Below are 22,943 nucleotides of genomic sequence, written 5' to 3' on the forward strand. Positions count from 1 at the left end.
CCCCGGACCCTATCGAGCTAGCCCAGCTGTTTGTCCACGAAACACCAGCGCCAGGTCTCGCCGGGTTCGTGGCTGCGCATCACCGGGTGCAGGGTGTCGTGGAAGTGCTCGGTCGCGTGCTTGCCCGGTGAGGAGTCGCAACAGGCGACGTTCCCGCATTTGACGCATTCGCGCAGGTGCACCCAGGTCATCCCGTTCTCGACGCAGACGGCGCACACGTCCGGGGAGCTGGGTTCGATCGCGGGCCACTCCTTGGTCAGATGTTTGCAGGTTCCCGCCGTCGCGGCGGGGGTGCGCAGTTCCCGATCGGAGTCCGGCACGGTTTCCTCCTCCCTGTCCAGCATGGATTCCTCGATGTCGAGGCGTTCGAGGATCCGGCGCAGGACATCATCATCGGCCATTCCGGAGTCACGCGCCTCCAGGAACTTCTCCCGTTCGACTTCGAGCAGCCGCAGCCGCAGCCGCCGATACGCGTCGCTCGGGGTTTCGGACAGCGCGCTCTGCCTGCCGAGTTCCTCCCAAGCCGAGTCCGAGCGGTGCTGGAGCCGGCTGCGCAGACGTTCGACGATGTCGTCGGGGTCCTCGGGAGTCCGGATCTTCTCCAGCTCTTCGAGGGCGGCCCTGGTCATGTCGTGGAGCACGGCCGCTTCCTGCAGCGCGTCCTCGGCCGGATCGGGTGGCGGCAGTTTCAGGCGGCGCACCAGCACCGGCAGCGTCGTCCCGTGCAGCAGCAGCGTTCCCGCCACCACGACGAACGCGACCAGGACCAGCACGGCCCGCTGCGGGGTGTCCGCGGGCAGCACGAACGCGGCCGCGAGCGTGACGACACCGCGCATGCCCGCCCACGCGATCACGGCCGAGTACCGCCACGGCCAGGCGTGCCGGCGGAATACCCGCCGCGCCAGGCCGATACCCGCCATCCAGACGACCCGGGTGACGATGGTCGCGGCCAGGGTGGCGGCGCAGATCAGCACCAGTTCCAGCGCGGTCAGCCCGCTGTCGCCGACCTCGGTCATGATCCGGCGGACCTGGAGCCCGATCAGCAGGAAGACGATGTTCTCCAGCAGGAACTGGATGGTCTGCCAGTTCAGCCTGCTGGCCAGCCGGGAGCGGCCCGAAAGCATGCTCGGCGCCTTGTGCCCCAGGATCAGCCCAGCGACGACCACGGCGATCACGCCGGAACCGTGGATCGCCTCGGCGGCGAGATAGGCGACGAACGGGACCACCAGGGAGAGCGCGGTGTCGGTGACCGGATCTTCGAGGCGGGTGCGGATCAGCGCGGCGAGCGCGCCGACGGCGACCCCGATCACCAGCCCGCCGCCCGCGGCCAGCAGGAAATCCCCGCCGACCTGCAGCAGGCTCACCGAACCGGCGATGGCCGCGATGGCGGTCCGCAACGCGACCAGCGCGGCCGCGTCGTTGAACAGGCTTTCGCCCTCCAGCAGCCTGGTCAGCTTGCGCGGCATCCCGACCTTGCGGGCGACGGCGGTGGCCGCGACCGCGTCGGGCGGCGCGACCACCGCGCCGATGGCGAGCCCGGCGGCCAGCGGCAGACCGGGGATCACCAGCCACGCCACGACCCCGACCACGGCCGTGGTGAAGATGACGAGCCCCACCGACAGCAGCAGGATCGGCCCGCGGTTGCGGCGGAAGTCGATGAGCGACGTGCGGATCGCGGTGGCGTAAAGCAGCGGGGGCAGCAGCCCCAGCAATACGACCTCCGGGTCCAGTTCGTATTCCGGGACACCTGGCACGTACGAGGCGACGACCCCGACCGCGATCAGGCACAGCGGCGCCGACCAGTCGAGTTTCCGCGCCGCGGCGGTGACCAGGAGGACGGCCACCACCAGTGCCACTAGTTCTACCGCGATCTCCACGCCGCTCATCATCACCCGGGAGCCTCGGTGCGCGCGCACCGAGGCCGGGCTACCGCTCCTCGAACCGCACCAGATTGCCCGCCGGGTCGCGGAAAGAGCAGTCGAAGGCGCCGTAGGACTGCTTCATCGGTTCTTGGACGACGTCCACTCCCGCCGCCTGGATCCGGTCGAAGGTGGCGATCAGGTCCGGGGTGGACAGCACGATGATCCCGTGGACGCCCTTGGCCATCAGTTCGGCGATCGTGGCGCGTTCCTCGTCGGTGATCTCCGGATCGGCGGCGGGCGGGTGGAGCACGAGCGACGTCTCCGGCTGCCCCGGCGGGCCGACCGTGGCCTGGCGCGGGCCTTGGGCACGCACCTCGAAGCCCAGGATGTCGCGATAGAAGGAAAGTGAAGCCTCGAGATCGTCTGCCGGGAGGTAGGACGCCTGAATCGAGAGGGTCATACGACTCAAGGTAGGTCGGCGCGCGGAGGCGTCGCTTCTCGATTCCTGATCGGTCGCATGACCTGTTTGACGACGCAGCCGGGCATGCCCCGGCCGTCCTCCGCCGCCTGTTTGCGGTACGCGCTCGGCGAGATGCCGACCAGTTCGGAGAACCGCGTGCTGAACGTGCCCAGCGACGAGAAACCGACGTCGAAGCAGACCTCGGTGACCGACATGTCCCCGCGCCGCAGCAGCATCATGGCCCGCTCGATCCGGCGGGTCATCAGGTAGCTGTACGGCGATTCGCCGTACGCGGCGCGGAACTCGCGGCTGAGGTGCCCGGCGGAGACGTGCACGCCGCGGGCCAGCGCCTCGACGTCCAAGGGCTGCGCGTAGTCGCGATCGATCCGGTCGCGGACACGGCGCAGCATCGCCAGGTCCCGCAGGCGCGGGTCGGGTTTGCCGGTCACCCGGAAAGCGTAACCCACGCCCGACGGGAGAGGCCCCCTCGCCGGGTGGCGAAGGGGCCTCGGGCGACTCCCGGTCTAGAGGGTGATCTTGTCGATGTTGGGGCCGCCGTTCGTCGTGGTGGCGACCGCCTTGATCTTGTTCGCACCCGCCGCCAGTGTCACCTTGACGGCTCTGGTCGTCCAGTTCGGCCAGGCCCCGGTGCCGCCGAAGCCGACACCGGAAGCGCTGATCGAGCCGTTGACCGAGAAGTCCAGCGGCCGGTTCGCCGTCGTCCCGTTCGCGTAGCGGACGACCACGTCGTAGGTGCCCGCCGCCGGGACGTCGACCGTCCACTCGACCGAGCTGCCCGCGACGTTGTCGTAGTTGACGAAGCCGGTGCCGGTGAACCCGGCGTGGTTCGACTCCACCGCGCCCCGGTCGATCGTGGCGTCCTCGGCCTGGTAGTCGACCGGGGTGCCGGGGCCGGAGCCGTCGGCGGGGACGGTCTGCGTGCCGGTGTTCCAGCCCGAGACGCGGACCGAAGGCTTGGAGCCCTTGAGATCGGCGGTGCGGTACTTCGCGGTCAGCGTGGTCGTTTCACCCGGCCACAGGCTGACCGCGTTGTCGTTCCACTCCACCGGAAGTACCGGCTTGCCCGCGGCGTCCACGACCTTCGAGTCGACGTAGAACGCCGGGAGCTTGCCGCTCGAGGTGTTCTTCAGCGTCACGGTGGTCGTGGTGGTGCCGTCGGCGCCGGCGACCGACTTCGCCGTCGCGCTGACCGCGGACTGCCCGAGGTTCTTCAGGCCGGACAGGTCGGCGTAACCCGACTGAGGCGTGTAGTACCAGTCGCTGCCGCCCCAGTTCAGCGTGTCAGCTTTGGTGGAGAGCCAGTACACGTTCCGGCTGACCTCCTTGCCGGACGAGTCGGTGAGCACCAGCTTCGCCAGGTACGTCGTCGACAGTCCGGTCACCGCCGGGACGGTGACCGCGGTGGCCTTGGCACCCAGCGCGCCGACCGACAGCCCGGTCTTGGTGTTGCTGTACTTCTCCGTGCCGTCGAGGTTGTACAGCTTCGTGGTCGCCGTCAGCCCGGTCGCCGCGTTCGACGTCTGGTTGATCACCACGACCGACCGATTGTCGTGCGAGTACTGGATGTGCAGCGGCTCGTTGGCCTTCTTCGCCCCGTAGTAGGCGCCGTTCTGGTCCATGTAGGCGTCGAACAGCTGCCAGTGCAGCGAGGTCCACGGACTGTTGAGCATCCAGTAGATCAACCCGGTCGACGGGTTGGTCGAATCGGTGTAGTTGCGCGAGTGCGACTCGAACTCCGCGCGGACGTTCTCGTACTGCGCGAGCTGCGCCTTCCGTACGAAGTCGGTCAGATCCGCCGGCGCGCCGTAGCGCTTGGTGAGCGCGTTGGCGAACAGCTCCAGGTTCGCGAACGTCGTCGACGAAGAACGGTGGTACTGGGGTGCCGACGGGTCCTTCCACATCGTTTCCAGTTCACTGGCCGACATCATCCGCTTCAACGTGTCCATCGTCGGGATGTCGACGCCCGCGCTGGTCTCGGAGTTGAAACTCCACGCGCCGCCACGGTCCTTCTGCGACTTGTCGTACCAGTAGACGGGCGGGACGTAGTCGTACGGGCCGTTCATCTTCATGCCGGAAGCGCCCGTGATCGGGGACGGCCTCTTCGACGCCGACGGGATCACCGGGAGGGTGAAGTCGGCGGCCTTCATCGCGTCGAGGTAGCCCTGCTCGATCCGCCGGTCCGGCGCGAAGTCGCTGCCGATGTGGAAGGAGATGACGCTCGGGTGGTCACGCAGGCGCTCGGCCTCGGAGAACATCGACGCCTTGGCGATCGGGTAGTCCGACTCGACCCACGGCTCGCCCTTCTCCTCGCCGTTGACATGCCCCTCCCATTTGTCGCAGCATTCCCAGCCGGGCATGGTCAGCACGCCGAGATCGTCGGCGAGGTCGAAGAACTCGTCCGGCTCGATGTGGCCTTCCAGCCGGACCGTGTTGAGCCCGAGGTTCAGCACGTACTTGAGCTTGTCGGCCGCCGCGGTCTCGTTCCAGCGCAGGAACAGGTCCGGCGTGTAGCCGCCACCCCTGATCAGCAGCGGTTTGCCGTTGACGCTGTACTGCCGCCCGCCGCTGGAGTTCAGCGGCGCCTTGACGTCGCGGACACCGAACTTCGACTTGGAGGTGTCCGACGGCGTTCCGCCGACACTCGCGGTCAGGTCGAGTTCGTACCGGTGCTGGCCGCCCATCCCGGCGGGCCACCAGAGGTCGGGTTTGTCGAGGCCGACCACGCCGAAGGTGACCGTCTTGCGTTCCTTGGCGGCCAGCGAGACCGTCTGGGTGATCGGCTTGCCCGCGACGGTGCCGGCGACGGTGGCCTGCACCGCGTTCGCCGAGTCGTTGCGGACGTCGGCCTTCACCGTCAGGTCGGCGCGGTCCAGCGAGGAGTTCAGCTTCTGGACCACGTGGGCGCTGCGCAGCGCGACCGGGCCGCTGCGGCGGACGAGGACGTCGCGCACGATGCCCATGTTCTGGTCCGGCGGGGTCTGCGCCCAGTCGATCCAGCCCATCGAGAGGTCGTTGTTGGGGTCGTTGGGGTAGACCTTGAACGCGACGCTGTTGACGCCCTGGCGCACGTGCGCGGTGATGTCGAGGTCGTGGCGGGTGTAGGCGCCGTTGACCTGGTCCTTCGTCGCGATCCTGGTGCCGTTGACCCAGACGTCGGCCTTGGAGAGCACGCCGCTGAAGTCGAGGTACGTGCGCTTCGAGGTGTCGTCGACGTTCAGATCCGTGCGGTACCACCACGGCACCGAGAACTGCGCGGTCGGGACGTTCTTCATGTTCGTCGAGTAGAACGGGTCGGCGTACTTGCCGTTCTGCAGCAATCCGGCGTAGACCGTCGAGCGCGACGACACCGGGTACCAGCCGGCGGTGGGGAAGCCCGGCTTCGACACCGCCGAGTCGTCGCTGACCTGTGCCGAAGACTGGATCACGTAGCCGGGGATCGGGGTGGCGTTGCCCGCGGCGGCGCCGACGGACAGGGGGACGGCCACTTCCGCGCCGGTGGCGGCGGGGGCGGTGGTCACCCCGCAGACCGCGGCGGCCAGCGCGGTGACGGTCATGGCCAGTAACGGGATCCGGGTTCTCTTCTGCCGAAAACTCACGAGCGCGCCTCCTCGGGCACACGGCGGCGGACCTTGGCGAAATCGTTAAGAAAGTTCCCTAACAATATTGGAGGAGATAGTAGCCGCCACGTCACGCGGAGAACAGACCTTGCACCGGGTTCGTCAGTTGACGGGTGCCACGTAGCTCCACTGTCCGTCGGCGCGGACGAAGCGGCTTTTCTCGTGCATGCTGCCGGGGTGGCGATGCTGCCGGTAGTGGGCCCGGAACTCCACGGTGCCCTCGTTCTCCAGCAGTCCGCCGCCGGTCTTGCCGAGGATCTCCAGGAACGTCCAGCGTTGCCCGGGATCGAGCTCGAGATCGGCGGGCCTGGTCTTCGGGTGCCAGGTCTTCGTGAGGTATTCGGTGTCGCCGACGGCGAACGCGCTGAACCGCGACCGCATCAGGAGTTCGGCGGTCGGCGCGGTCGCGGCTCCCCGGTGGAAGCGGCCGCAGCACACGCCATAGGGCTCGCCAAGGCCGCAGGGGCAACGGGACTCGTCGGTGATCACGCCGCCGATTGTGTCACCGCGCCGCCGCGGTGGTTTCGAGGTCTCGCGCCTGCTTGAGCCAAGCGGTGAACAGGGCGGCGTCGATGTCTTCGACGGAGCGCAGCTTGACGTGCGCCATCTCCCGCGCGCTCGCCTCCAGCCTGCCGGACTCGTCGTCGACGAGCTGCCCCTTCCACAGGGCGAAGGTGACGTACGACGAGTAAGCCTTCATCAGGCAGATGAGGTTCTTCCCGACGGCTTCGCCGGCGCTCCACGTCGGGGAGGCGTGGTACATCGCCTCGATGGAACCCGGCAGGGCGGCGTTGACGATCGGGCGCAACGCGCTGGCGACTTCGCGCAGGTTCTCGGGCAGAGCGGCGATGTAGTCGTCGACGTTCGCGAACTTGGCCATGGCTCGTACTCCTTCGGTCGGTGTGGTGTACAGCCAACCCCCGAAGGTCGAAGTTGTCAAGACAAAAAAATTAGTCGGTGAGTTTGAATGTCTGACCTCGTGTTTCCAGCGCCTCGCGGATGATGCGGAGCGCTTTGGGGCCGACGCCGTGCAGGCTCGTGAGCTCGGCTTCGGTGGCGCGGGTGAAGTGCTCCAGCCGCGTGTAACCGGCCGCGGTGAAGGCGCGCGTCGCCGGGTTGCCGATGCCGGGCGGCAGGTCGGGCTGATCGTTCATGGGTCCTCTTCGGTCGTGTCCGGCCTGGTCGCCTCCATTGTGGACCGCTGGTGCGGGGTCAAGGTGCGGGGAACTCGACCGCGACGTCGGCGGCGGTCTCCAGTGTCGCGTCGCTCGGTCGTCCTGAAGCTGGGGCGGATTCGGCGATCACGACCAGCTTCTTGGCCAGGCGGGAGTCGTAGTTCTTGCCGGTGAAGCGGCTTCCGGGCGGTGCCTCGCCGAAGAGCGCGACGTTGCCGGTGCCGTCCTTGTCGACAAGCCGTTTCAGGTCGCTTGCCTCGCTCGACTTCGGCAAACTAACCGAACAAGTGTTCGTAATTTTACGCGACCGGCAAAAAGGCAACTAACACTTAAGTATGATGTTTGCTCGCGTCAAGACCACGCAAAGAAAGGGGTGACACAATTAGTCGACTAAATGCGTCCGGCATACGAAGTGAGTGGTCGCGCCCCTCGCGAAAGGCCGTCGTTTCCGGGTCGACCGGGAAAGGTTCCTCGACGCCGAGACGCGGCGAAGTCCTCCGAGGAGCGCCACCACGAGAGAAGGGGCGAACCTGTCGGGGATCAAGGCGTTCTTCGCGCCCATCACCGAGTTGATCTCCGCCGAGGAAGGCGCCACCGAGGATTGCCGGGCATAGCCCACATACCGGGACAGGAAATATCGTCGCCGCCGGCCCGTTGACCTGGGGGAACGAGCAAGGTCACGGAAGGGATCGGCGATGAGCACAAGCCTGGACACGTTCACGCGGGACTGGCAGAGCTGGAAGACCCAGCGCGAGCGCGATCTCGCCGATCCGCTCGGCTGGCTCGCCCTCGTGTCCCTCGATTGGCTCGAGGACAAGCCGCGCGCGTACGAGGGGCTGCCCGGCCTGTGGTGGCAGGACGCCGACGCGGCGTACCTCGACCCTCAGGGCGCGGATCTCTCGCACGACGGCGAGCGGATCACCGGTGTCCGCCGCTTCGAGCTGGCCAACAGCGGTGCGACCACCAGGGTCGTCGCCGGCGACATCGAGATCGAGGTGGCGCGCCGCGGCGGGTACCTGATCCGGACGCACGACCCGAAGGCGCCGGTGCTGAACGCTTTCCGCGGTGTCCCGGCGTACGAGCCCGACGCGGCCTGGGTGCTGTCCGGGACTTTCGAGCCCTTCGACGAGCCGCGGCCGACCACGGTCGGTGCGGTCGTCGAAGGGCTCAGCCACGTCTACGTCTCGCCGGGCATCGTGCGTTTCGAGTACGACGGCGTGGAGCACGCGCTGACCGCGTTCAACGGCAAGAAGGACGGCCTGCTCATCCTGTTCACCGATGCCACGAGCGGCGTCACCACCTACGCGGCGAACCGGTCGCTCGCGGTGCCGCCTCCCGCGGACGACGGGGCGGTAGTCCTCGATTTCACCCGCGCGACGAATCTGCCCTGCGCGTTCACCGACTTCGCCACGTGCCCGTTGCCGCCGGCGGGCAACGACCTGCCGTTCGCGGTGAAAGCGGGGGAGAAGCTGCCCTACGAGCGGCAGGGCTGAACGGTCGCGAGCGCCGTCATCGCCTCCTGTTCGCGCCGGGCCAGCTCGGTCAGGAGGGCCGACGCTTCGTTCAGCCTTCCGGCATCGCCGGTTTTTCCTGCCTGTGCGAACAAGCCCGCGACCTCTGTCCATAGTGGAGTGATTTCCCGGTATTTCTCATACGCGGTGAGGAGGCCGGCATCGTCGACGATGGCTACGCCTTCTGCGAGGAAGTCACGGTAGATCCGGCGGAAGAGCGCGCCGCCGGTCCCTGCCCGCTCCATCAGGACGGCGGCCTGCGGAAGGTCGCGCGCCGGATCAGTGCTGCGCTCCAGCCATTTCCGCACCTGGACGGCGGCCTTGCCGATCCCGCGATATCCGAGGTTCGCGATGGGCGGATTGAGGAACCCCGCCGCGTTGGCCCGGACGGCCGTGCGGATGGCGTCGGCGAGCGGAACCAGTGGCTCGTCCACACCGATGGTGAACGAGCGGTTCTTCGCCGTCATCGGGCCCTTCTCCCCGCGGGCGCGTTCGAGGCTCTCCAGTGATGTCGATACGGAGCCGCCCTGCTGTGCCGTGTCGACGAGGAAAGCGTGCTCGTCGTCATAGCCGTACAACGCGGCGAAGTGCCCTCCGAAGTGTACTTTCGACGTGAAGTACTCCAGGTGGTACGAGTCGAGTTGCAGGCCGACCGGCACACCGGCGTCGATCTCCCCGGCGACGTTCCGCCACGCTATGCGTGCCGACGTCGTTTCCTTGACCTGCAAGGACAGTCCGAGCCGGTCGGTGAGCGTCCGCGTGATCTCGGCGGGCTTGCTGCGGCCTCCGAGGAACGGGAACGGCAGGTTCTTCCCGTCCCAGTAGATGAAGCCCAGACCTTCGCCGAGTCCGAACAACATCGGTTCGGACAGCTCGACCCCGGCGTGTCGCAGGAGTACGTCGAGGGTGCTGGTCTCGCAGTGCTCCCCGCCCGCGGACGCGATTCCCTCGATGATCACGAGGTCACCGGCCAGGCGATTTCGGTGCGGTAGGCCTCGGGTGCGACTCCCGGCCCGGGCGCCACCAGGTACAACTCTTCGGCGGGACCTGCCGGGGCGCGGCCGCGTTCGGCGATCCAGCGGCCGAGTGATCGGTACGCGGCCTCGACGTCCTCGTAGCCACCTTCGTGGATCGTCGCCACCAGCAGCTCACCGGGAAGCTCGGCGGAGCGGATCTCCTCGTCTTCCCGCACCGGCCCGTCGACCGGGACGAACAGTTCGACGGTCAGCTCGTCGGGATCGCCGATGAGGTAACGGGCCCCGGGCGGTCCGGACGGCGCGACCCCTTGCACGCCGAGCGCCGCGAACAGCCGGGTGTACGCGGGGCCGATCAGCTCGGCCAGCCCGCTCAGCGGGGTCCGGATCGACAGACAGGCGATCGGCTGCGGTACGCGCACGCGTTCGTAGACATGCAGCCACCGCGTCGGTTCGGAGAGCACGGAGTCGAGTCCGTCGGTGATCGCCGCGAGTTCCGCGGCCCGCGCCGCCACCCGGTCGTGGTGTCGTTTGATCGCGGCCCTCACCTCGTGCGAGTCGCCCGCGTTCAGGATCGCGGCGATCTCCGCCAGCGGCACCTCCAGTTCCCGCAGCCGCCGGATCAGGCCGGCGCGCGCGAACTGTTCGAGCGAGTACCGGCGGTACCCGGTGCCGGGATCGACGCTGGCGGGTACCAGCAGCCCGATCCGGTCGTAGTTCCGCAGCGCGCGGACCGACAGCCTGGTGGCGTGCGCGAACACGCCGATCGGCATCAGGGTCGTCATGGGACCAGCCTGAACCCTCTCCCGGGGAGAGGGTCAAGCCGGTACTCACTCCAGCGACAGCCGATCGAGATCCGGGGCGGACGCGTGGTCGTTGTGGAGTTTGATCGTGTTCGCCCCCGCCTTCAGCTTGACCGGCAACGACGCCGTGAGCTGGGTGTTGTTGCCGGCGCCGTCGACCTTCACCTCGATCGGCGTGCCGCCGTTGACCGTGACGAAGTACGAGCGCGGCCCGTTGACGGTGAAGTCGATGTGGAGGGTGTAGCGCCTGGTCTCGGGCACGGTGACGTCGTCGAACCGCACGAACGAACTCGGGTCGCCACCGATGTTGCGGACCTTCTGCCCACCCGAGCACACCCCGCAGTTCGTGACGCCGGCGTCGCCGACGTCGTTCGCCGAGTCTTCGGCCTCCCGCATGAAGACCCGGTCCGCCGGCCGTGGGCTCACCCGCACCGGTTTGCTCACCGTTTTCGCCCGGCCGAGCAGGTCGAACGACGCGGTGACCGGGATGTCGGCCGCGGTGACACCTTCGGGGGAGACCAGGGTCCAGGAGGCTTCGAGCTCGTTCCCGACCCGCATCGACGTCGCCGTGGCCGGAGCGCCCTGCAAGGTCCAGCCCACCGGGACGACGGGTGCGAGGCTGACCTGCTTGATCGTGTCGTCGGCGTCGAGCCGCAGCTTCGCGGTCACCTGAAGGGACTGCCGTCCCGGCGCGAGCCACTGGATGCCGCCCGGTTCGACGGTCAGCGTCGTTTTCGGCGTGTAGGACGGCGGTGGCAGGAGGGCGATCGCGATGCGGTCAAGGCCCGGCCCCGAGGAGGCGTCGCTGAACACCTTGACGGTGTTGGCGCCGGCGTTCAGCTCGACGGGGATCGCCGTCGAAGTCACGACTCCCGGCGTTCCGGCGTCGATCACGGTCTCGATGGGGGTGCCGCCGTTGACACTCACCGCCACCGACGTCGCGGGACCGCCCACGGTGTCGAGCTGGAGCCGGTGGCTTCCGGCTTCGGCGGCCGTCACGTTCGGATAGGTGACCGAGTTGCGCGGGCCGCCACCAAGCCCGGTGACCTGGAACGATCCGGAGCAGGATGAGCAATGGCCGAGCCTGGCGCGGCCGTCGTGGTCGTTGCGGAAGGACTCCGCCTCCAGTGGGACCTGCGCGCCCAGTGCCGAACTCGGGTAGCCGTACGCCACCTTGATCTCGTCGATCGCCAACTGCTTGTAGAAGGGTTTGGCCTGCGGTCCGGACCAGGTGTTCAGCACCTCGAGTTTCACGAACCGGGTCTGCCGTTCGCCGAAATCGATGAACTGCACACCGCGGGCGCTCGGCATCGCGCCGGTGCGGACCGGTTCACCCCAGTTCCGCCCGTCGTCGCTGACGTAGACGCGATAGTCCTTGATCCGCGACGAGTCCTCCGGCCTGCCGAACGACTCGCGCGCGTGCGTCGGCGACATCTCACGCTGATTCACCGCGAGATAGGTGGCGGTCCGTCTCCTGCCGAGGTCCAAGGTCAGCGAGACCGGCTGCTTGCCGTCGGCGTCCCAATGGTTCTCGAAGTTCCCGTCGACCAGGTTCGACGCCGGATGCCCGGCGCGCGAGGACGAAGCGGTGGCCTTGATCGTGCGGGAGTCGTGGAAGTACCGCTGCCCGGCCGTTTCCACCTTGAACACCGTGTCGTAGGTATCCCAGGACTTGATGTCCACAATGGTCAGATAACCGCCGGATTGGCTGAAGCGCAGCGACTTCCCCGTGCGCAGTTCGGACACGCCGGTCACCTTGTATCCGTTGTCGCGTAGGCGGAGCAGGTCGGTGCGCGGCCGCGTCACCACGTGGAGGTACTGCGTTCCCGCGCCGGGCTCGACGGTGATGACGCCGTGCGCACCGTCGTTCCAGAACCCGGGCTGCATCCCGCCGTACATGTACCCGCCGCCCTCCTTGCCCTGCAAGGAGGACCTGATCGGGGGCACCCAGCTCGCCATGAAGTTGTTGTACGCCTCCTGCTGCGGCGGGAACTTCCCGTTCACCATCGGGGTTTCGGCCATCAACGACTTCATCGACGAACCCGCGTTGGTGATGTAGCGCCCGGTGGACAGCCGGAAGTCGACGGCCTGATCGGTGCCGTCATACCACCAGCCGCCGTTGGTCGGCAGCTTGTAGTCGGCCTCGGTGAGCCTCGGCATGGGGGTGAAGGCGGCCTGCGGATAGTCGTACGGCGGTGTGATGCCTGTCTTCTGCTCGTTGCTGACGGTGTCCATGATCGGGGTGTCCTCGTTGTTGTTGCTCAGCAACCAGGACGGCCGTTTCTCGCGGATCTGTTCGTAAAGCTTGTTCTTCTCCCAGTAGTCGTTGTCGTTGTCGATCCAGAACCCGGCGAGGTCCGCGTAGCGGTCCATGACCTCGTGGAAGAGGTCGTAGCTGTACTCGCCGAAGCCCGGGCGGGTCGTCAGGTCGACTTGCTTGCCCTTGTATGCGGAGTACGCGGCGGAATCCAGCGACTCGACACCGGTCTCCTTGTGCCACTGGGGATCGTCGGTCATGTAGAGGATCGTCCGGACGCCCTTCGCGTTGCCCGCCTTGACGAGCTCGCCGAGGAGGTCGCGGCGCGTGGAGCAGCTGCCCGGGATCGCCGACGGCCACGGGCGCGCGTAGCCCAGCCTGCTGTGGAAGGTGGCGAGCACGATGTAGGAGGCGCCCAGCTTGCGAGCCTCGTCCACCCAGTAGTCCGCGCTCCAGCCGCCGTCGGTGACGGCGCGTTCCCAAGCGGCGCAATCAGTGTGGCGCGGTGCGGTGAACATGCCCCAATGGAGGAAGAGTCCGGCGGTGGCTTCGCGGAGCCACTTCTGCCGGGGATGGTGCACCTCAGCGCTCGCGGTCGTCGTGGTGAGCAAGCTCGTCAGCAGGGCGAGAACTACGGCGAGCCAGGCGGTGCGATGCGCTCGAACTCTCATGACCATCCGCTCTCATCCAAGGCGTGGGGTTCCCGAGAGATCCGATGATTGTCGCAGAAATGTCGATGGTCAAGCCCCGATGAGCGGAACACTCATCAAGTCATCGGAGGTATTTCGCGACTAAGCCCTCTCGTCTGCAGTACGAGAGGGCCTGTCGGTCGTGACTCAGATGTTGAAGCCCGGATGAGTCGCGAAGGCGTTGTCGATCACGAGGTTCCCGCGCTGGCGGGCGCGTTCACGCAAGGCCGACGTCGTGCGGGCGCCCTGGGCGTAGAACCACCACAGGTAGAGCGCGCCGTACATCCAGGCGCCCTCGTAGCCCCAGGTGGAGTCGGCGCCGCTCTTGCCGGCGCCGAACACCGAACCCGCCGGGAAGTTCGCGTTGTGCGGCTTCCCGCCCTGGTGCCGCGATTCGTGGATCAACGTCTCGGCGCGTCCGGGAACGTCCTTGGAGTACCAGAAACCGAGGTACAACTCGATCCGGTCGTCGACGAACGCCCCTTTGAACGAGCGCGCGATGGCGCTGCCGTCGCCGCAGAGCGAGCGGAGGTCGTCGCAGTTGTCGCGGACGTACCGGCGCGCCCAGTTCAGCATCGCCCCGGAATAGGCGTCGTTCTGGTAGTCCTGTGCCGAATAGGTCAGCAGGTAGCACGCGTTGAACGTCCGGGCGAGCGGCTTGTCGGTGTTGCACGCGTCTTCCCAGCCGAAGCCGTCGTCCCAGTAGTCCTTGTTACCCGCGAAACCGTAGGTGTTCCAGAAATAGTCGATGTAGGTCTGGTTGCAGATCGAGGCTCCGTAGAAATTGTCCCCGGTCACGTTCTTGTCGGGCACGGTGTAGCTGCAAGTGGCCATCGGTGATCACCTGTCTGTAGAAGGAATGGATGGGGTTCAGGAGCGCGGGGGCTCCGGCGGTGGCACGTCGTCGGCCCGCGAGTCCTTCACGTACCGGCCGCCGACGGCCTGCGGGACACCGCGGACGTCGACCCGCCGGATGTTCAGCAGGCGCTCGTCCTCGGTGCCGCTGAGTTCCTCGCGCACCCGCGCGGTGAGCTCCGTGTCCCCGGTCTCGGCGACGGCCTGGACCGCCGCGCGCCGGACCGTGAACACCTCGTGCCGGACCTGCCGCAGCAGGAGCTCCTTTGCCGCGCTGTCCCCGGCGGATGCCAAACGCGCCAACGCCTCCACGGCGGTGGTGCGGATGATCACCTCTTCGCCGACGGTGCTGATCCCGTGTGCGGGATCGTCGGAACGCTCCGGCGGGATCGGCTGGCGCAGCACGTTCTCCAGTACCGAAACGGCGGCGGTGTGCCTCAGATCGGTGAGCAGTTGGATCAAGCCCCAACGCTCCAGGTACTGCTCCTCGGACAAGGCGTCGTACTGCGCTCCGAGTGCCGGGACGACGTCGTCCGCGCGTTCGCGAAGCCGGTCGAGGCTCCGCTGGTAATTGCGCTCGGCGTCCTCGCCGGACGCGGCCATGGTTTCGGCGGCCTGGGTGACCAGTTCGCCGATTTCGCTGTTCGAGAAGCTTCCGAGGCCCGAACTACCCGGGCCCGCTTCGAGATTGTCGCCACCCGGGCCCAAGGACGGGGTGTCGGGATTGCGTGGCATGAGGTTCTCCTTCGCAGCGGCGGTGATGCTGACGGAAGGAAGGAACGCGAGCCGGCACGGCAGATACCTGATTTTCCGAAAAATCGCCCGTTGGGGCAGAACGTGATTTTCACCGCGGGAATCCGAAAAGGATTTTGCTCACCGAAACGGGATGACTGTCGAAAAGCCTTCACGGATTCCCGCTCGTGCTCAATGGCGGACGTCGATGACGACGCGGTTCGGCGAAGTCAGGGTGAACACGGTGACCGGTGTCCTCGACCGGACGCCGAGACCGATGGACAAGGTGCCTTCGTAGTCGCCGGTGACCGCGACCGCCATGACGTTGCGCAGATTCCGGGTCCGGAATTTCTGCGGTCCGGGATAGGTGGGATTCCCGGCGTCGTCGTGCGCGGCCGCCGGGGTCGCGGTGACCGCGATGAAGAATTCCCCGGTCAGCCAGACGATCTCGCCGGAACCGTCGGCGATCAACTCGTCGACGAGGTCGTACCGGACGGCGGGAGCCGGGCCGGCGCTCAGGTCGAGCACGACCCGGTCGAAGCCGGGGTTCTGGCCGGTGCGGATCCCGGTCATGGCTGGGATCTGTTGCGCCGCCGCGGAAACCGGTGTGACCGCGGCGATGGCGCCGGTCACCATCAGGACGGTGGCGGCGAGTGCGCGTCGTAGGGTGATGGTCATGGCGATGACCTCCTGCCGGAGAGTTGGTTCAGGGAAGACGCCCCAGATCCCGATCGGTTGTATTCTTCGCACTATCGTTACTGATCGCCGAATACGCGTCGAACTATCTCGAAGTCGGCGGGAAAATGGTTTCTCACGCGCTCCGCGAGCCAGGCCAGGTAACGGAGATCGCTTTTCGCGGAAGCGATGAGATGGGTGAATTTCCGGTCGTCGTCCCGGTAGCTGTCGTGCTGCGAGCCGAAGACGCACTGCACGTCCGTGGTGCCGCCGCCCCAGCAGAGTGCGCCGAGAAGGTATTGCTCGACAACGAGGTTGTACTCCTCAAGCGGCGCGAGCCGTTGCCAGGCCGTCTGGTTCTCGGCCGACTCCACCATACGGATGGCGAGATCGGCGTAGCGGCGGAGGAAAGGAATCGCCGTGCCGCCGACGACTCCGGTGCACAGTGCGGCGTCCCCGGCGTAGCCGCTGAATTCCTTCGGCAGGAAACCGCCGGTGCTCCGGATCGCCGCGGCGACGGCCGATGGCCGGTAGTAGCCGGCATCGCGAACCGGTGCGTGCTCGGGATTCTGTGCGACGACCTCTCCGTCCAGCCCCTCCGCCGGGAATCCGGGCCAGAGGAACACGTCGTTGTCGATGTGCAGGAACGGCTCATGCTGCTCGCGGTACGCGTGCAACTTCCCGAACGCCCACCATGACGGGTCCTGCCCGGCGAGTCCGTTCAGCGTCAGGGAGATGTCGTCGAAAGGCAGCCGCAGCCGGTCGGCAAGCAGTTCGTGCCCCCAGTCGTCGGTCACCAACGCCGTCGTGGGGAAGAGGCGGGACGCGAGCCGGAACGACAGGATCCAGGACAACGCGTGGAAGAAGTCGCTGGGCCAATGCCTTCCGCGCCGGCGCCGGTACGGGACGCTCCAGAACGACCAGACCGCCCGGCGGATCGGTCGCGCGGTCCTGTCACCCGGACGGACCACGCGGACCGGCGGAGGACGCCAACCCGGCTCGCCGATCTCGCCGTATCCGCTGTGCCGGGGGATTCCGGGCGCGAGCAACCGGCCGCCGATGGCGACCGCGGTGCCGGGGTCGTATCCGTAGTGCGGCATCGCGCTGTGGTTCGGCTCCGGAAGATCGAACGTTACGACGGCCATTTGTCGAACCCGCCGGATGTGGTGTACTAGTACACCTTGGGTGCGACGACCGACGAAAGCCCTTCGCCGGTTCTGATCTTTCACGGTCAGGAGGGGTCTCTTGTCGTCAAGCGTGAGGGCGCCGAGCCGATTCTCGGAGCGTCAGGCGTTCGCCTGTCAGCCGGTGTTCCTGGAACGCCTGCTCGTGAACGTGGAAATGCGGCATGGAAGGGCATATCGCCGGTTGGCGGTGCGAACTGTCGTCGCCTGCGAGAATGGCGTCGACGGCTACGCGGCGCGGGCTCCGGCCGGGTGGACCGAGTCGGTTCCCGTCAAAGCGATCTTCGGTTGCCGCGTCGAGACGTCGGCGGATGCTGTGGACCTGCGCTTCCCGAAGCCGCTCCGCAAAGGAGAGCGGCACGAATTCGTCTCCCTCGAATGCGACGACGATCTGGACGGAGAGAGACGGTGGATCAACGTCGACGTCGACCATCACGGGATCGCGCCAGGTGTCGTCGACGGTGAAGGCAAGGTCAAGGGAGGGCTCAACGTCAGCATCACGTTCGACGACCACGTTCCCGAAGCCTGCTGGTGGTACGCGGAACAGACCGAGTGCGAGCGCGTGATCCGGCCGCCGGCCGGTGATCGGCGTCTGCTCGAAATCCGGCGTGGCGTCGTGGAGCACACGTTCGCGGGGCCTTGCCGGTCGCGTGAGCAGTACGGCATCGCTTTTCGCTGATGGGCCAGGGGAGTGAACATGGTCGATGACGTGGGCTTGGAGTCGCTGCTCGACTACGCGCGAGAGGACAGGGTCGGGCTCTCGGTCGTGGCCGCCGTGGCGGGAGCGAAGGTGGGCGAAGGCGCGACCTTCGCGGAGAGAACCGCGGCGTTGCTCTCGGTGGTGGGCGCCTTGATGGACCGAGGCGCGGTCCCCGGCGACCTGGTGGGCGCGGATCACGACTTCGTGGCGTGGCCAGGGTCGAAGGACGCCGTTCTGTCGCGGCTGGCGTGCGAGATCAAGGCGTTGGGGGAGCTTCCGGCGACAGGGGAGCTTTGCTGGATCCATGATCCGGCCACCACGGGGTAACGTTGCTCGAGTCGAGTCAGAGATCGGCGGCAGACCTTCGTGCCACATGTTCGATGTGGTGGGAGGTGGCCATGGCGACCCAGCGAGAGACTGAGCCGGCGGTTCTCCCACCGGTGCGCCGGCATCGTGTCAGTTCATCGTCTCCCCATGAGTAGCCCGGTCCGGCGAAGTCGCTTCTTTCGACCAGCTCCTCGACCAGATCTGTGAATCGCTCGGCGGGATCGTCGCCCTCTTCGACTTTGCGGCGCAGCAGTACGGACTTGCCCGGCACGGTGTAGTAGAGGTACGGATTAGGGGTTCTCGGGTTGCCGTCGGACCTCGGCGGCAGTGGATGCGTCACGCCATAGTCGCCGTAGTTGACCCCGTTCGCACTGGCGTGGTCTGCCTCGTTCCAGAAGGTGACTTCTGGGCGATCGCGTTCGGTCGTCACGTAGGTGGTTCGCTGGGCTGGGATGGATCCGGCCAGAAGCGTGGTCGTGGCAGGGCCGAGCAGATCTGACAACGCCGAGGCCGTTTCGGTTGCCGCGGTGGCTTGGCCTGGGCGGACGGTCTCGACGAAGCCAGCGTCGAGAATCGTATGGATGCTCCCCGGTTGCGTGCCCGTCGACCTCATGATCGAGTCGATCCGTCCGAGGACTTCGTGTAGCGGCCTGCCCGAGTGAGGAAGCCGGATGACGATGTCGCGATCCTGGTGTTCGAGCAGAAGACGTACTCTGCGTAACTCGTACTCCGAGGCGTCGAGAGAGACGACGGGAATCAAGTAGGCGAAGTCAGGTGCGAAGAGCCCGAGCTCGGCCTGTGCCGCGAACTCGATGGCATGGTCGAGGAACTCGAACACCCCGCCCGGCTGCTGTGCGAGCGGGCTGTCGGCTGCCAGCCAAGTGGTGTCGATCCACAAGGGGCGGCCGTAGGACGCGGCCCGTACGGCTGCTCGGACGAGCACTGGGAGGATCCTGCCTCCGGTCGGAGCCACGGAATCGAGCAGTTCGACCATCACACGTACCTGTGTGTCCTGAGGGGAGCGCAGGCTGCTCAGAGCGTTCAACTCTCCGATCTTGGCCTTGACCGCGACCAGCGGACGAACAGGATGCATCCGCCTTCCTCCCTGTGGGCGGCGACATTGTTCGAACTTTCTCAGTATCAAGCAATGTCGTGTTCGAGGCCGTCCTCCGAGTAGGTGGCAGATACTGCGCTCTGTGAGTGATCAGGTTCGTTACGTGAAGTAGTTCGGCGGTGTAGCTCATCGAGCTACGCTTGGCACACTGGTCTCGTGAAGGTGATCACCCAGCGCGAGTTCAGAATCAACCCCGCAGCTGTAGTGGATGCCGTCGAGGCCGGCGAGACCTACCACGTCACGCGTAACGGTGTTGAGGTAGCTGAACTGCGGCCAATATCGCGTAGGCGGCGCGTCCGAGCCGAAGAGTTGGTCGAACGTCACCGCGGGTTGCCCAAGGTCGAGGCAGCTCAGCTGCGGCGGGAAGCCGATGAGTTCTTCGGTACCGAGGATCGAGTGGACTAGGGCGACGCCTGGGATCGGTCTCGTGACTGATCGTCCTGAGACAGGCGTACTCGACACCTGTACCTACATCGACTTCGGTCTGCTCCTCCCCATAGCACTCGCAAGTTCCCGGAGCTGACTGCTGTCACCATGGCTGATTTGCATCAGGCGGTTGCGACGGGCGAAGGACGCCGCCCGACGGCATGTACGGAAATTCTCGGTGCCGCCATCGTCGATTCACCCCGTTGCCGCTCGATGGCGTCGCGGATCGGGCGCACGGCGTCGACGCCTTGCCCGGCCCGCTCGTTGAGTTTCCAGTCGCGGTAGCGCTTGCCGGGGAAGACCGGGCAGGTGTCGCCGCAGCCCATGGTGATCAGCACGTCCGAGGATTCGACGGCATCGGCGGTGAGCACCTTGGAATCTCGGCGGAGATGCCGGTGCCGACCTCGCACATGGCCTCCACAGCCGGGTTGATCTGGTCGGCGGGCAGAGCCGGCCGAGCGAGCCTGAACCCGGTCGCCCGCGAGGCGGGTGAGGAACGCGGCGGCCGGCTGGGAGCGGTCAGCGTTGTGGACGCAGGCAAACAGCACCGGCGGCGCTTGGCCACTTGGCGCCAGGTGACACTTTGTGCCTTTTGTGGCCCCTGTGCTCGTGTTCCGAGCGTGCTGCAGTAAGGGGTGGCCGTGTCACGCCTTTCCCGTGAGGAGGAGGAATACCGTGAGGAAACCTCAACGATGGAGAGCCGCGACGCTGTTTCCGCGACGTCGTGCATGGGGGCTGCGGGCCTTCGGTATCGGGGCCGCAGCGGTGGTGGCGGCAGGGTTGGTTGTCAGTGTTCCGGTGCGGGCTGTCGCTGCCACCACGGTCACCGACCTGGGCACCCTGCCCGGCGGCCGCTCCAGTGCCGCTGTCGGGAGCAATGCCGAGGGTGCGGTCAACGGCCAGCCACCCTCTGCGTCCTACCCCAGGCTCGCGGTGCGGTGGGATCCGGCGGGCCGGATCACCGAGCTGGGCACCCTCGGCGGCGGCGAGAGCCGTGCTCGTGCGATCAATGATGACGGCACGATCGTCGGCTGGGCGCGCACGGCCAGCGGCGACAACCACGCGGTGCGGTGGGACCCGGCGGGCAGGATCACCGACCTGGGCACCCTGCCCTGCGGTCGCTCCAGTGTCGCTGTTGGGATCAACGCCGACGGCACGATCATCGGCGAGGCGTCCGCGGGCGGCGGCCATTCTCACGCGGTGCGGTGGGACCCGGCGGGCCGGATCACCGAGCTGGGCACCTTGCCCGGCCGTCCCGAGGGCACTGCTGTCGCGGTCAACGCCGATGGCATGATCGTCGGCACGGCGACCGTGGCCAAGGGCGAGCCCCGTGCGGTGCGGTGGGACTCGGCGGGCCGGATCACCGAGCTGGGCACCCTGCCCGGTTACACCGGCAGCACACCTGTCGGGATCAACGCCGACGGCACCATCGTCGGCACGGCGACCGTGGCCAAACTCCAGCCCCGTGCGGTGCGCTGGGACCCGGCGGGCCGGATCACCGACCTGGGCAGCCTGCCCGGCGGCCGCTTCAGCCATGCCACCGGAATCAACGACGACGGCACGATCATCGGCCAGGCGTCCGCGGGCGGCGGCCATACCCACGCGGTGCGGTGGGACTCAGCGGGCCGGATCACCGACCTGGGTGCCTTGCCGCCTCGCCATCCCGAGAGCAGTGCTGTCGGGATCAACGCTGACGGCGTGATCATCGGCAGGACTTCAGAAGCCACTGGCGAGTCCCGCGCGGCGCGGTGGGACCAGATGGGCCGGATCACCGACCTGGGCACTCTCAGTGGCGGCGAGAGCACCGCTTACGCGATCAATGACGACGGCACGATCATCGGCCAGGCGGCGCTGCGGAGCGGCTATTCCCGCGCGGTGCGGTGGGACTCGGCGGGCCGGATCACCGACCTGGGCACCCTGCCCGGCCACAACGACAGCAGCACTGTCGGGATCAACGCCCACGGCACGATCATCGGATGGTCGGACAGGTTCAACAGCCGGCAGCACGCTGCGCGATAGCACAATTCGCCTACACCCGCTAGGTGCAACCCCTGGCCTCGCCGACATAACCTGTTGCCTCACCAGCTCGGGAGCGCCATTCCTCGATGTGCGGTTTCTGCTCGCCCACAGTCGAGTCGTCGCCATGGCCTGGGTAGAACCAGGTGTCGTCGGGCAGAACGTCGAACAAGCGGGACTTCACGTCATCGATCAAAGAGGTGAAGTCCTCCGGCGAGTTCGTCTTCCCGACGCCGCCTGGGAACAGCGAGTCGCATTACAGGTGAACACGTGGGTGTCGAGCCACGGAGCGAGACCGTTAGGACAGTCTTGTGAGGACCCCTTGCCCAACAAAGGATGTAACACCGAATTGCGGCTATTCGACTGACTTACGAGGTCAGGCGTTGCGACAAGAGGTGGTAAGCAGATGGAATGCACACGATGTGGTCTGACGGTCGGCCTTGGGTGTGCCTGTGCGACCGACCGTCGCTCTCGTTCGAGAGTGGCCATGCAGGCAAGTCCGCGGCGTAATGCGCGTTCTGCGACGTCTGCCCGCCCGTTCCGGGAGCTACGTAACCTGGTCCGCCAAGGCAGGCTCGCCTGCAGCGACCTCGATGCCGCCGAACGTGCTGCGCTGACCACGGAACAGCTTCGTCAACTGCTGGATCTCGAGAACGACGTTCTCTATCGCGGTGATCGAGATGTCCACGGTACTACCTCGGTGTCCACGCGATCCGGCGGTTTGCCGACCCTCGGTCGACGTCGCTGACGCATGAACGGGCCGCCTAGCAGGTAGGCAGCTCCGTTCGGAACGTCTTCGGCTCACCAGCCGCGTTCGCGCCACTCCGCCAGGTGCGCCCGCTGCTCACCGAGAGTCGAGTCGTCCCCGTGTCCCGGGTAGAACCACGTCTCATCCGGCAGTTCCCCGAAGATCCGCGTCTCGACATCGTCCAACAGCGACTTGAAATCCGAAGGCGAACCGGTCTTGCCGACACCGCCGGGGAACAGCGAGTCGCCGGTGAACAGGTGCGGGTGCCCGTTCGGGTCGCGGTACAGCAGCGCGATGGAGCCGGGGGTGTGGCCGCGCAGGTGGATCACCTCGAGGGTGATCTGCCCGACCTCGATCGTGTCGCCGTGTTCGACGAGGAAGTCCGGCGGGATCGGCAGCGGTCCGGCGTCCAGCGGGTGGGCGGCGGTGTTCGCGCCGTTCGCGCCGGCGACGGCGCCGAGGGCCTGCCAGTGATCCTGGTGCTGGTGGGTGGTCACGACGGTCTTCAGTGCGGGGCGGTCGGGGCCGTGGCCGATGAGGTCGGAGATCCGCTCCGGGTCGTTCGCGGCGTCGATCAGCAGCGCTTCGTTCTCGGCGCGGCAGACGAGCAGATACGCGTTGTTGTCCATCGGGCCGACCGACAGCTTGGTGATGGTGAGCGCGTCCAGGGTGCGACGGGCGGCGTCGCCGCCGGGGTCGACATGCCCGGTGTAGGTCTCGACGATGTTCACACCGCACACGGTAGTCGTTCGCCTGCAATCGGTTCCACCCGCACAGGCGGCGCACAGGTGCAGGAC

25 protein-coding genes and 1 pseudogene are annotated in these 22,943 nt (G+C 67.1%); 6 read left to right on the plus strand and 20 right to left on the minus strand.

Annotation, left to right across the window (positions count from 1 at the left end):
- Positions 1-17: 17 nt before the first annotated feature.
- From LCL61_RS20355 to LCL61_RS20390, 8 genes are all read right to left on the minus strand, one after another.
- Positions 18-1,886: a Na+/H+ antiporter gene (locus LCL61_RS20355; protein WP_340688634.1), complete on the minus strand. Its 1,869-nt coding sequence runs from the start codon at positions 1,884-1,886 to the stop codon at positions 18-20.
- Between the two features lie 40 nt (positions 1,887-1,926).
- The gene (locus LCL61_RS20360; RefSeq protein ID WP_340688310.1) at positions 1,927-2,322 is read right to left on the minus strand and encodes a VOC family protein; all 396 of its coding nucleotides are present in this window, start codon (positions 2,320-2,322) and stop codon (positions 1,927-1,929) included.
- 5 nt (positions 2,323-2,327) lie between these two features.
- The gene (locus LCL61_RS20365) at positions 2,328-2,732 is read right to left on the minus strand and encodes a helix-turn-helix transcriptional regulator (protein WP_198941864.1); all 405 of its coding nucleotides are present in this window, start codon (positions 2,730-2,732) and stop codon (positions 2,328-2,330) included.
- A 114-nt stretch (positions 2,733-2,846) separates the two neighbouring features.
- On the minus strand, positions 2,847-5,939 hold the full coding sequence (locus LCL61_RS20370; RefSeq protein WP_340688311.1) for a glycosyl hydrolase 2 galactose-binding domain-containing protein: 3,093 nt from the start codon (positions 5,937-5,939) through the stop codon (positions 2,847-2,849).
- Between the two features lie 123 nt (positions 5,940-6,062).
- Positions 6,063-6,449, minus strand: a complete 387-nt coding sequence (locus tag LCL61_RS20375; RefSeq protein ID WP_340688312.1) for a YchJ family protein — start codon at positions 6,447-6,449, stop codon at positions 6,063-6,065.
- A gap of 13 nt (positions 6,450-6,462) precedes the next feature.
- Positions 6,463-6,840: a DUF1801 domain-containing protein gene (locus LCL61_RS20380; protein ID WP_340688313.1), complete on the minus strand. Its 378-nt coding sequence runs from the start codon at positions 6,838-6,840 to the stop codon at positions 6,463-6,465.
- 70 nt (positions 6,841-6,910) lie between these two features.
- The gene (locus LCL61_RS20385) at positions 6,911-7,114 is read right to left on the minus strand and encodes a DNA-binding protein (protein ID WP_340688314.1); all 204 of its coding nucleotides are present in this window, start codon (positions 7,112-7,114) and stop codon (positions 6,911-6,913) included.
- A gap of 58 nt (positions 7,115-7,172) precedes the next feature.
- Positions 7,173-7,409 (minus strand): hypothetical protein, encoded by a 237-nt coding sequence (locus LCL61_RS20390; RefSeq protein ID WP_340688315.1) that lies wholly within the window; start codon positions 7,407-7,409, stop codon positions 7,173-7,175.
- Positions 7,410-7,551: 142 nt separating this feature from the next.
- Here LCL61_RS20390 and LCL61_RS20395 point away from each other — a divergent pair, with 142 nt between their 5' ends.
- Together LCL61_RS20395 and LCL61_RS20400 are read left to right on the plus strand one after the other, a co-directional pair.
- A complete protein-coding gene (locus LCL61_RS20395; RefSeq protein ID WP_340688316.1) occupies positions 7,552-7,749 on the plus strand; it encodes a hypothetical protein in 198 nt (65 codons plus the stop codon).
- 81 nt (positions 7,750-7,830) lie between these two features.
- Complete coding sequence (locus LCL61_RS20400; protein WP_340688317.1) at positions 7,831-8,628, plus strand: DUF1684 domain-containing protein; 798 nt, start codon at positions 7,831-7,833, stop codon at positions 8,626-8,628.
- On the opposite strand, the gene LCL61_RS20405 is transcribed toward LCL61_RS20400, so the two are convergent.
- From LCL61_RS20405 to LCL61_RS20435, 7 genes are all read right to left on the minus strand, one after another.
- Positions 8,610-9,605: a BtrH N-terminal domain-containing protein gene (locus LCL61_RS20405; protein ID WP_340688318.1), complete on the minus strand. Its 996-nt coding sequence runs from the start codon at positions 9,603-9,605 to the stop codon at positions 8,610-8,612. The genes LCL61_RS20400 and LCL61_RS20405 overlap by 19 nt on opposite strands.
- Positions 9,602-10,405 carry a MerR family transcriptional regulator gene (locus LCL61_RS20410; protein ID WP_340688319.1) on the minus strand — a complete coding sequence of 268 codons (804 nt, stop codon included), beginning with the start codon at positions 10,403-10,405 and terminating at the stop codon, positions 9,602-9,604. Before LCL61_RS20410 ends, LCL61_RS20405 begins: the two co-directional genes overlap by 4 nt.
- Positions 10,406-10,450: 45 nt before the next feature.
- The gene (locus LCL61_RS20415; protein WP_340688320.1) at positions 10,451-13,357 is read right to left on the minus strand and encodes a discoidin domain-containing protein; all 2,907 of its coding nucleotides are present in this window, start codon (positions 13,355-13,357) and stop codon (positions 10,451-10,453) included.
- Between the two features lie 159 nt (positions 13,358-13,516).
- Entirely contained in the window at positions 13,517-14,203 is a 687-nt protein-coding gene (locus tag LCL61_RS20420; protein WP_007028085.1) for a hypothetical protein, read from the minus strand.
- Positions 14,204-14,239: 36 nt separating this feature from the next.
- Positions 14,240-14,959 (minus strand): HEAT repeat domain-containing protein, encoded by a 720-nt coding sequence (locus tag LCL61_RS20425; RefSeq protein ID WP_340688321.1) that lies wholly within the window; start codon positions 14,957-14,959, stop codon positions 14,240-14,242.
- Positions 14,960-15,148: 189 nt separating this feature from the next.
- Positions 15,149-15,634 (minus strand): AMIN-like domain-containing (lipo)protein, encoded by a 486-nt coding sequence (locus LCL61_RS20430; RefSeq protein ID WP_340688322.1) that lies wholly within the window; start codon positions 15,632-15,634, stop codon positions 15,149-15,151.
- Between the two features lie 77 nt (positions 15,635-15,711).
- The gene (locus LCL61_RS20435; protein WP_340688323.1) at positions 15,712-16,776 is read right to left on the minus strand and encodes a DUF6734 family protein; all 1,065 of its coding nucleotides are present in this window, start codon (positions 16,774-16,776) and stop codon (positions 15,712-15,714) included.
- Positions 16,777-17,005: 229 nt separating this feature from the next.
- On the opposite strand from LCL61_RS20435, the gene LCL61_RS20440 reads away from it, so the two are divergent.
- Positions 17,006-17,494: a hypothetical protein gene (locus tag LCL61_RS20440; RefSeq protein ID WP_340688324.1), complete on the plus strand. Its 489-nt coding sequence runs from the start codon at positions 17,006-17,008 to the stop codon at positions 17,492-17,494.
- An 18-nt stretch (positions 17,495-17,512) separates the two neighbouring features.
- Positions 17,513-17,842, plus strand: a complete 330-nt coding sequence (locus LCL61_RS20445) for a hypothetical protein (protein WP_340688325.1) — start codon at positions 17,513-17,515, stop codon at positions 17,840-17,842.
- Positions 17,843-17,858: 16 nt separating this feature from the next.
- Here the strand turns inward: LCL61_RS20445 and LCL61_RS20450 are convergent, their stop codons facing one another.
- The gene (locus tag LCL61_RS20450; RefSeq protein WP_340688326.1) at positions 17,859-18,935 is read right to left on the minus strand and encodes a beta family protein; all 1,077 of its coding nucleotides are present in this window, start codon (positions 18,933-18,935) and stop codon (positions 17,859-17,861) included.
- 177 nt (positions 18,936-19,112) lie between these two features.
- Between LCL61_RS20450 and LCL61_RS20455 the strand changes: the two genes are divergently transcribed.
- Positions 19,113-19,361, plus strand: coding sequence for a type II toxin-antitoxin system prevent-host-death family antitoxin (locus tag LCL61_RS20455; RefSeq protein ID WP_340688327.1), 249 nt, complete (start codon positions 19,113-19,115; stop codon positions 19,359-19,361).
- A 143-nt stretch (positions 19,362-19,504) separates the two neighbouring features.
- Here LCL61_RS20455 and LCL61_RS20460 read toward each other — a convergent pair whose 3' ends face one another.
- Positions 19,505-19,930 (minus strand): hypothetical protein, encoded by a 426-nt coding sequence (locus LCL61_RS20460; RefSeq protein ID WP_340688328.1) that lies wholly within the window; start codon positions 19,928-19,930, stop codon positions 19,505-19,507.
- 250 nt (positions 19,931-20,180) lie between these two features.
- Between LCL61_RS20460 and LCL61_RS20465 the strand changes: the two genes are divergently transcribed.
- Positions 20,181-21,401 (plus strand): hypothetical protein, encoded by a 1,221-nt coding sequence (locus tag LCL61_RS20465; RefSeq protein WP_340688329.1) that lies wholly within the window; start codon positions 20,181-20,183, stop codon positions 21,399-21,401.
- A 19-nt stretch (positions 21,402-21,420) separates the two neighbouring features.
- Here the strand turns inward: LCL61_RS20465 and LCL61_RS20470 are convergent.
- The 3 genes and pseudogenes from LCL61_RS20470 to LCL61_RS20480 form a co-directional block, all read right to left on the minus strand.
- Positions 21,421-21,651 (minus strand): annotated as a pseudogene (locus tag LCL61_RS20470) (hypothetical protein); the annotation flags it as partial.
- Between the two features lie 294 nt (positions 21,652-21,945).
- Positions 21,946-22,086 (minus strand): hypothetical protein, encoded by a 141-nt coding sequence (locus tag LCL61_RS20475; protein ID WP_340688330.1) that lies wholly within the window; start codon positions 22,084-22,086, stop codon positions 21,946-21,948.
- A gap of 113 nt (positions 22,087-22,199) precedes the next feature.
- The gene (locus LCL61_RS20480) at positions 22,200-22,877 is read right to left on the minus strand and encodes an MBL fold metallo-hydrolase (protein WP_340688331.1); all 678 of its coding nucleotides are present in this window, start codon (positions 22,875-22,877) and stop codon (positions 22,200-22,202) included.
- Positions 22,878-22,943 lie beyond the last annotated feature (66 nt).

The organism is Amycolatopsis coloradensis, assembly GCF_037997115.1.
Classification (GTDB): domain Bacteria; phylum Actinomycetota; class Actinomycetes; order Mycobacteriales; family Pseudonocardiaceae; genus Amycolatopsis; species Amycolatopsis coloradensis_A.

Bases quoted from the DNA above. Each gene is read 5' to 3' on its own strand.
- LCL61_RS20355 (WP_340688634.1), bottom strand. From the start codon at position 1,886: ATGAGCGGCGTGGAGATCGCGGTAGAACTAGTGGCACTGGTGGTGGCC.
- LCL61_RS20360 (WP_340688310.1), bottom strand. From the start codon at position 2,322: ATGACCCTCTCGATTCAGGCGTCCTACCTCCCGGCAGACGATCTCGAG.
- LCL61_RS20365 (WP_198941864.1), bottom strand. From the start codon at position 2,732: ATGCTGCGCCGTGTCCGCGACCGGATCGATCGCGACTACGCGCAGCCC.
- LCL61_RS20380 (WP_340688313.1), bottom strand. From the start codon at position 6,840: ATGGCCAAGTTCGCGAACGTCGACGACTACATCGCCGCTCTGCCCGAG.
- LCL61_RS20385 (WP_340688314.1), bottom strand. From the start codon at position 7,114: ATGAACGATCAGCCCGACCTGCCGCCCGGCATCGGCAACCCGGCGACG.
- LCL61_RS20400 (WP_340688317.1), top strand. From the start codon at position 7,831: ATGAGCACAAGCCTGGACACGTTCACGCGGGACTGGCAGAGCTGGAAG.
- LCL61_RS20410 (WP_340688319.1), bottom strand. From the start codon at position 10,405: ATGACGACCCTGATGCCGATCGGCGTGTTCGCGCACGCCACCAGGCTG.
- LCL61_RS20415 (WP_340688320.1), bottom strand. From the start codon at position 13,357: ATGGTCATGAGAGTTCGAGCGCATCGCACCGCCTGGCTCGCCGTAGTT.
- LCL61_RS20420 (WP_007028085.1), bottom strand. From the start codon at position 14,203: ATGGCCACTTGCAGCTACACCGTGCCCGACAAGAACGTGACCGGGGAC.
- LCL61_RS20425 (WP_340688321.1), bottom strand. From the start codon at position 14,959: ATGCCACGCAATCCCGACACCCCGTCCTTGGGCCCGGGTGGCGACAAT.
- LCL61_RS20430 (WP_340688322.1), bottom strand. From the start codon at position 15,634: ATGACCATCACCCTACGACGCGCACTCGCCGCCACCGTCCTGATGGTG.
- LCL61_RS20435 (WP_340688323.1), bottom strand. From the start codon at position 16,776: ATGGCCGTCGTAACGTTCGATCTTCCGGAGCCGAACCACAGCGCGATG.
- LCL61_RS20445 (WP_340688325.1), top strand. From the start codon at position 17,513: ATGGTCGATGACGTGGGCTTGGAGTCGCTGCTCGACTACGCGCGAGAG.
- LCL61_RS20450 (WP_340688326.1), bottom strand. From the start codon at position 18,935: ATGCATCCTGTTCGTCCGCTGGTCGCGGTCAAGGCCAAGATCGGAGAG.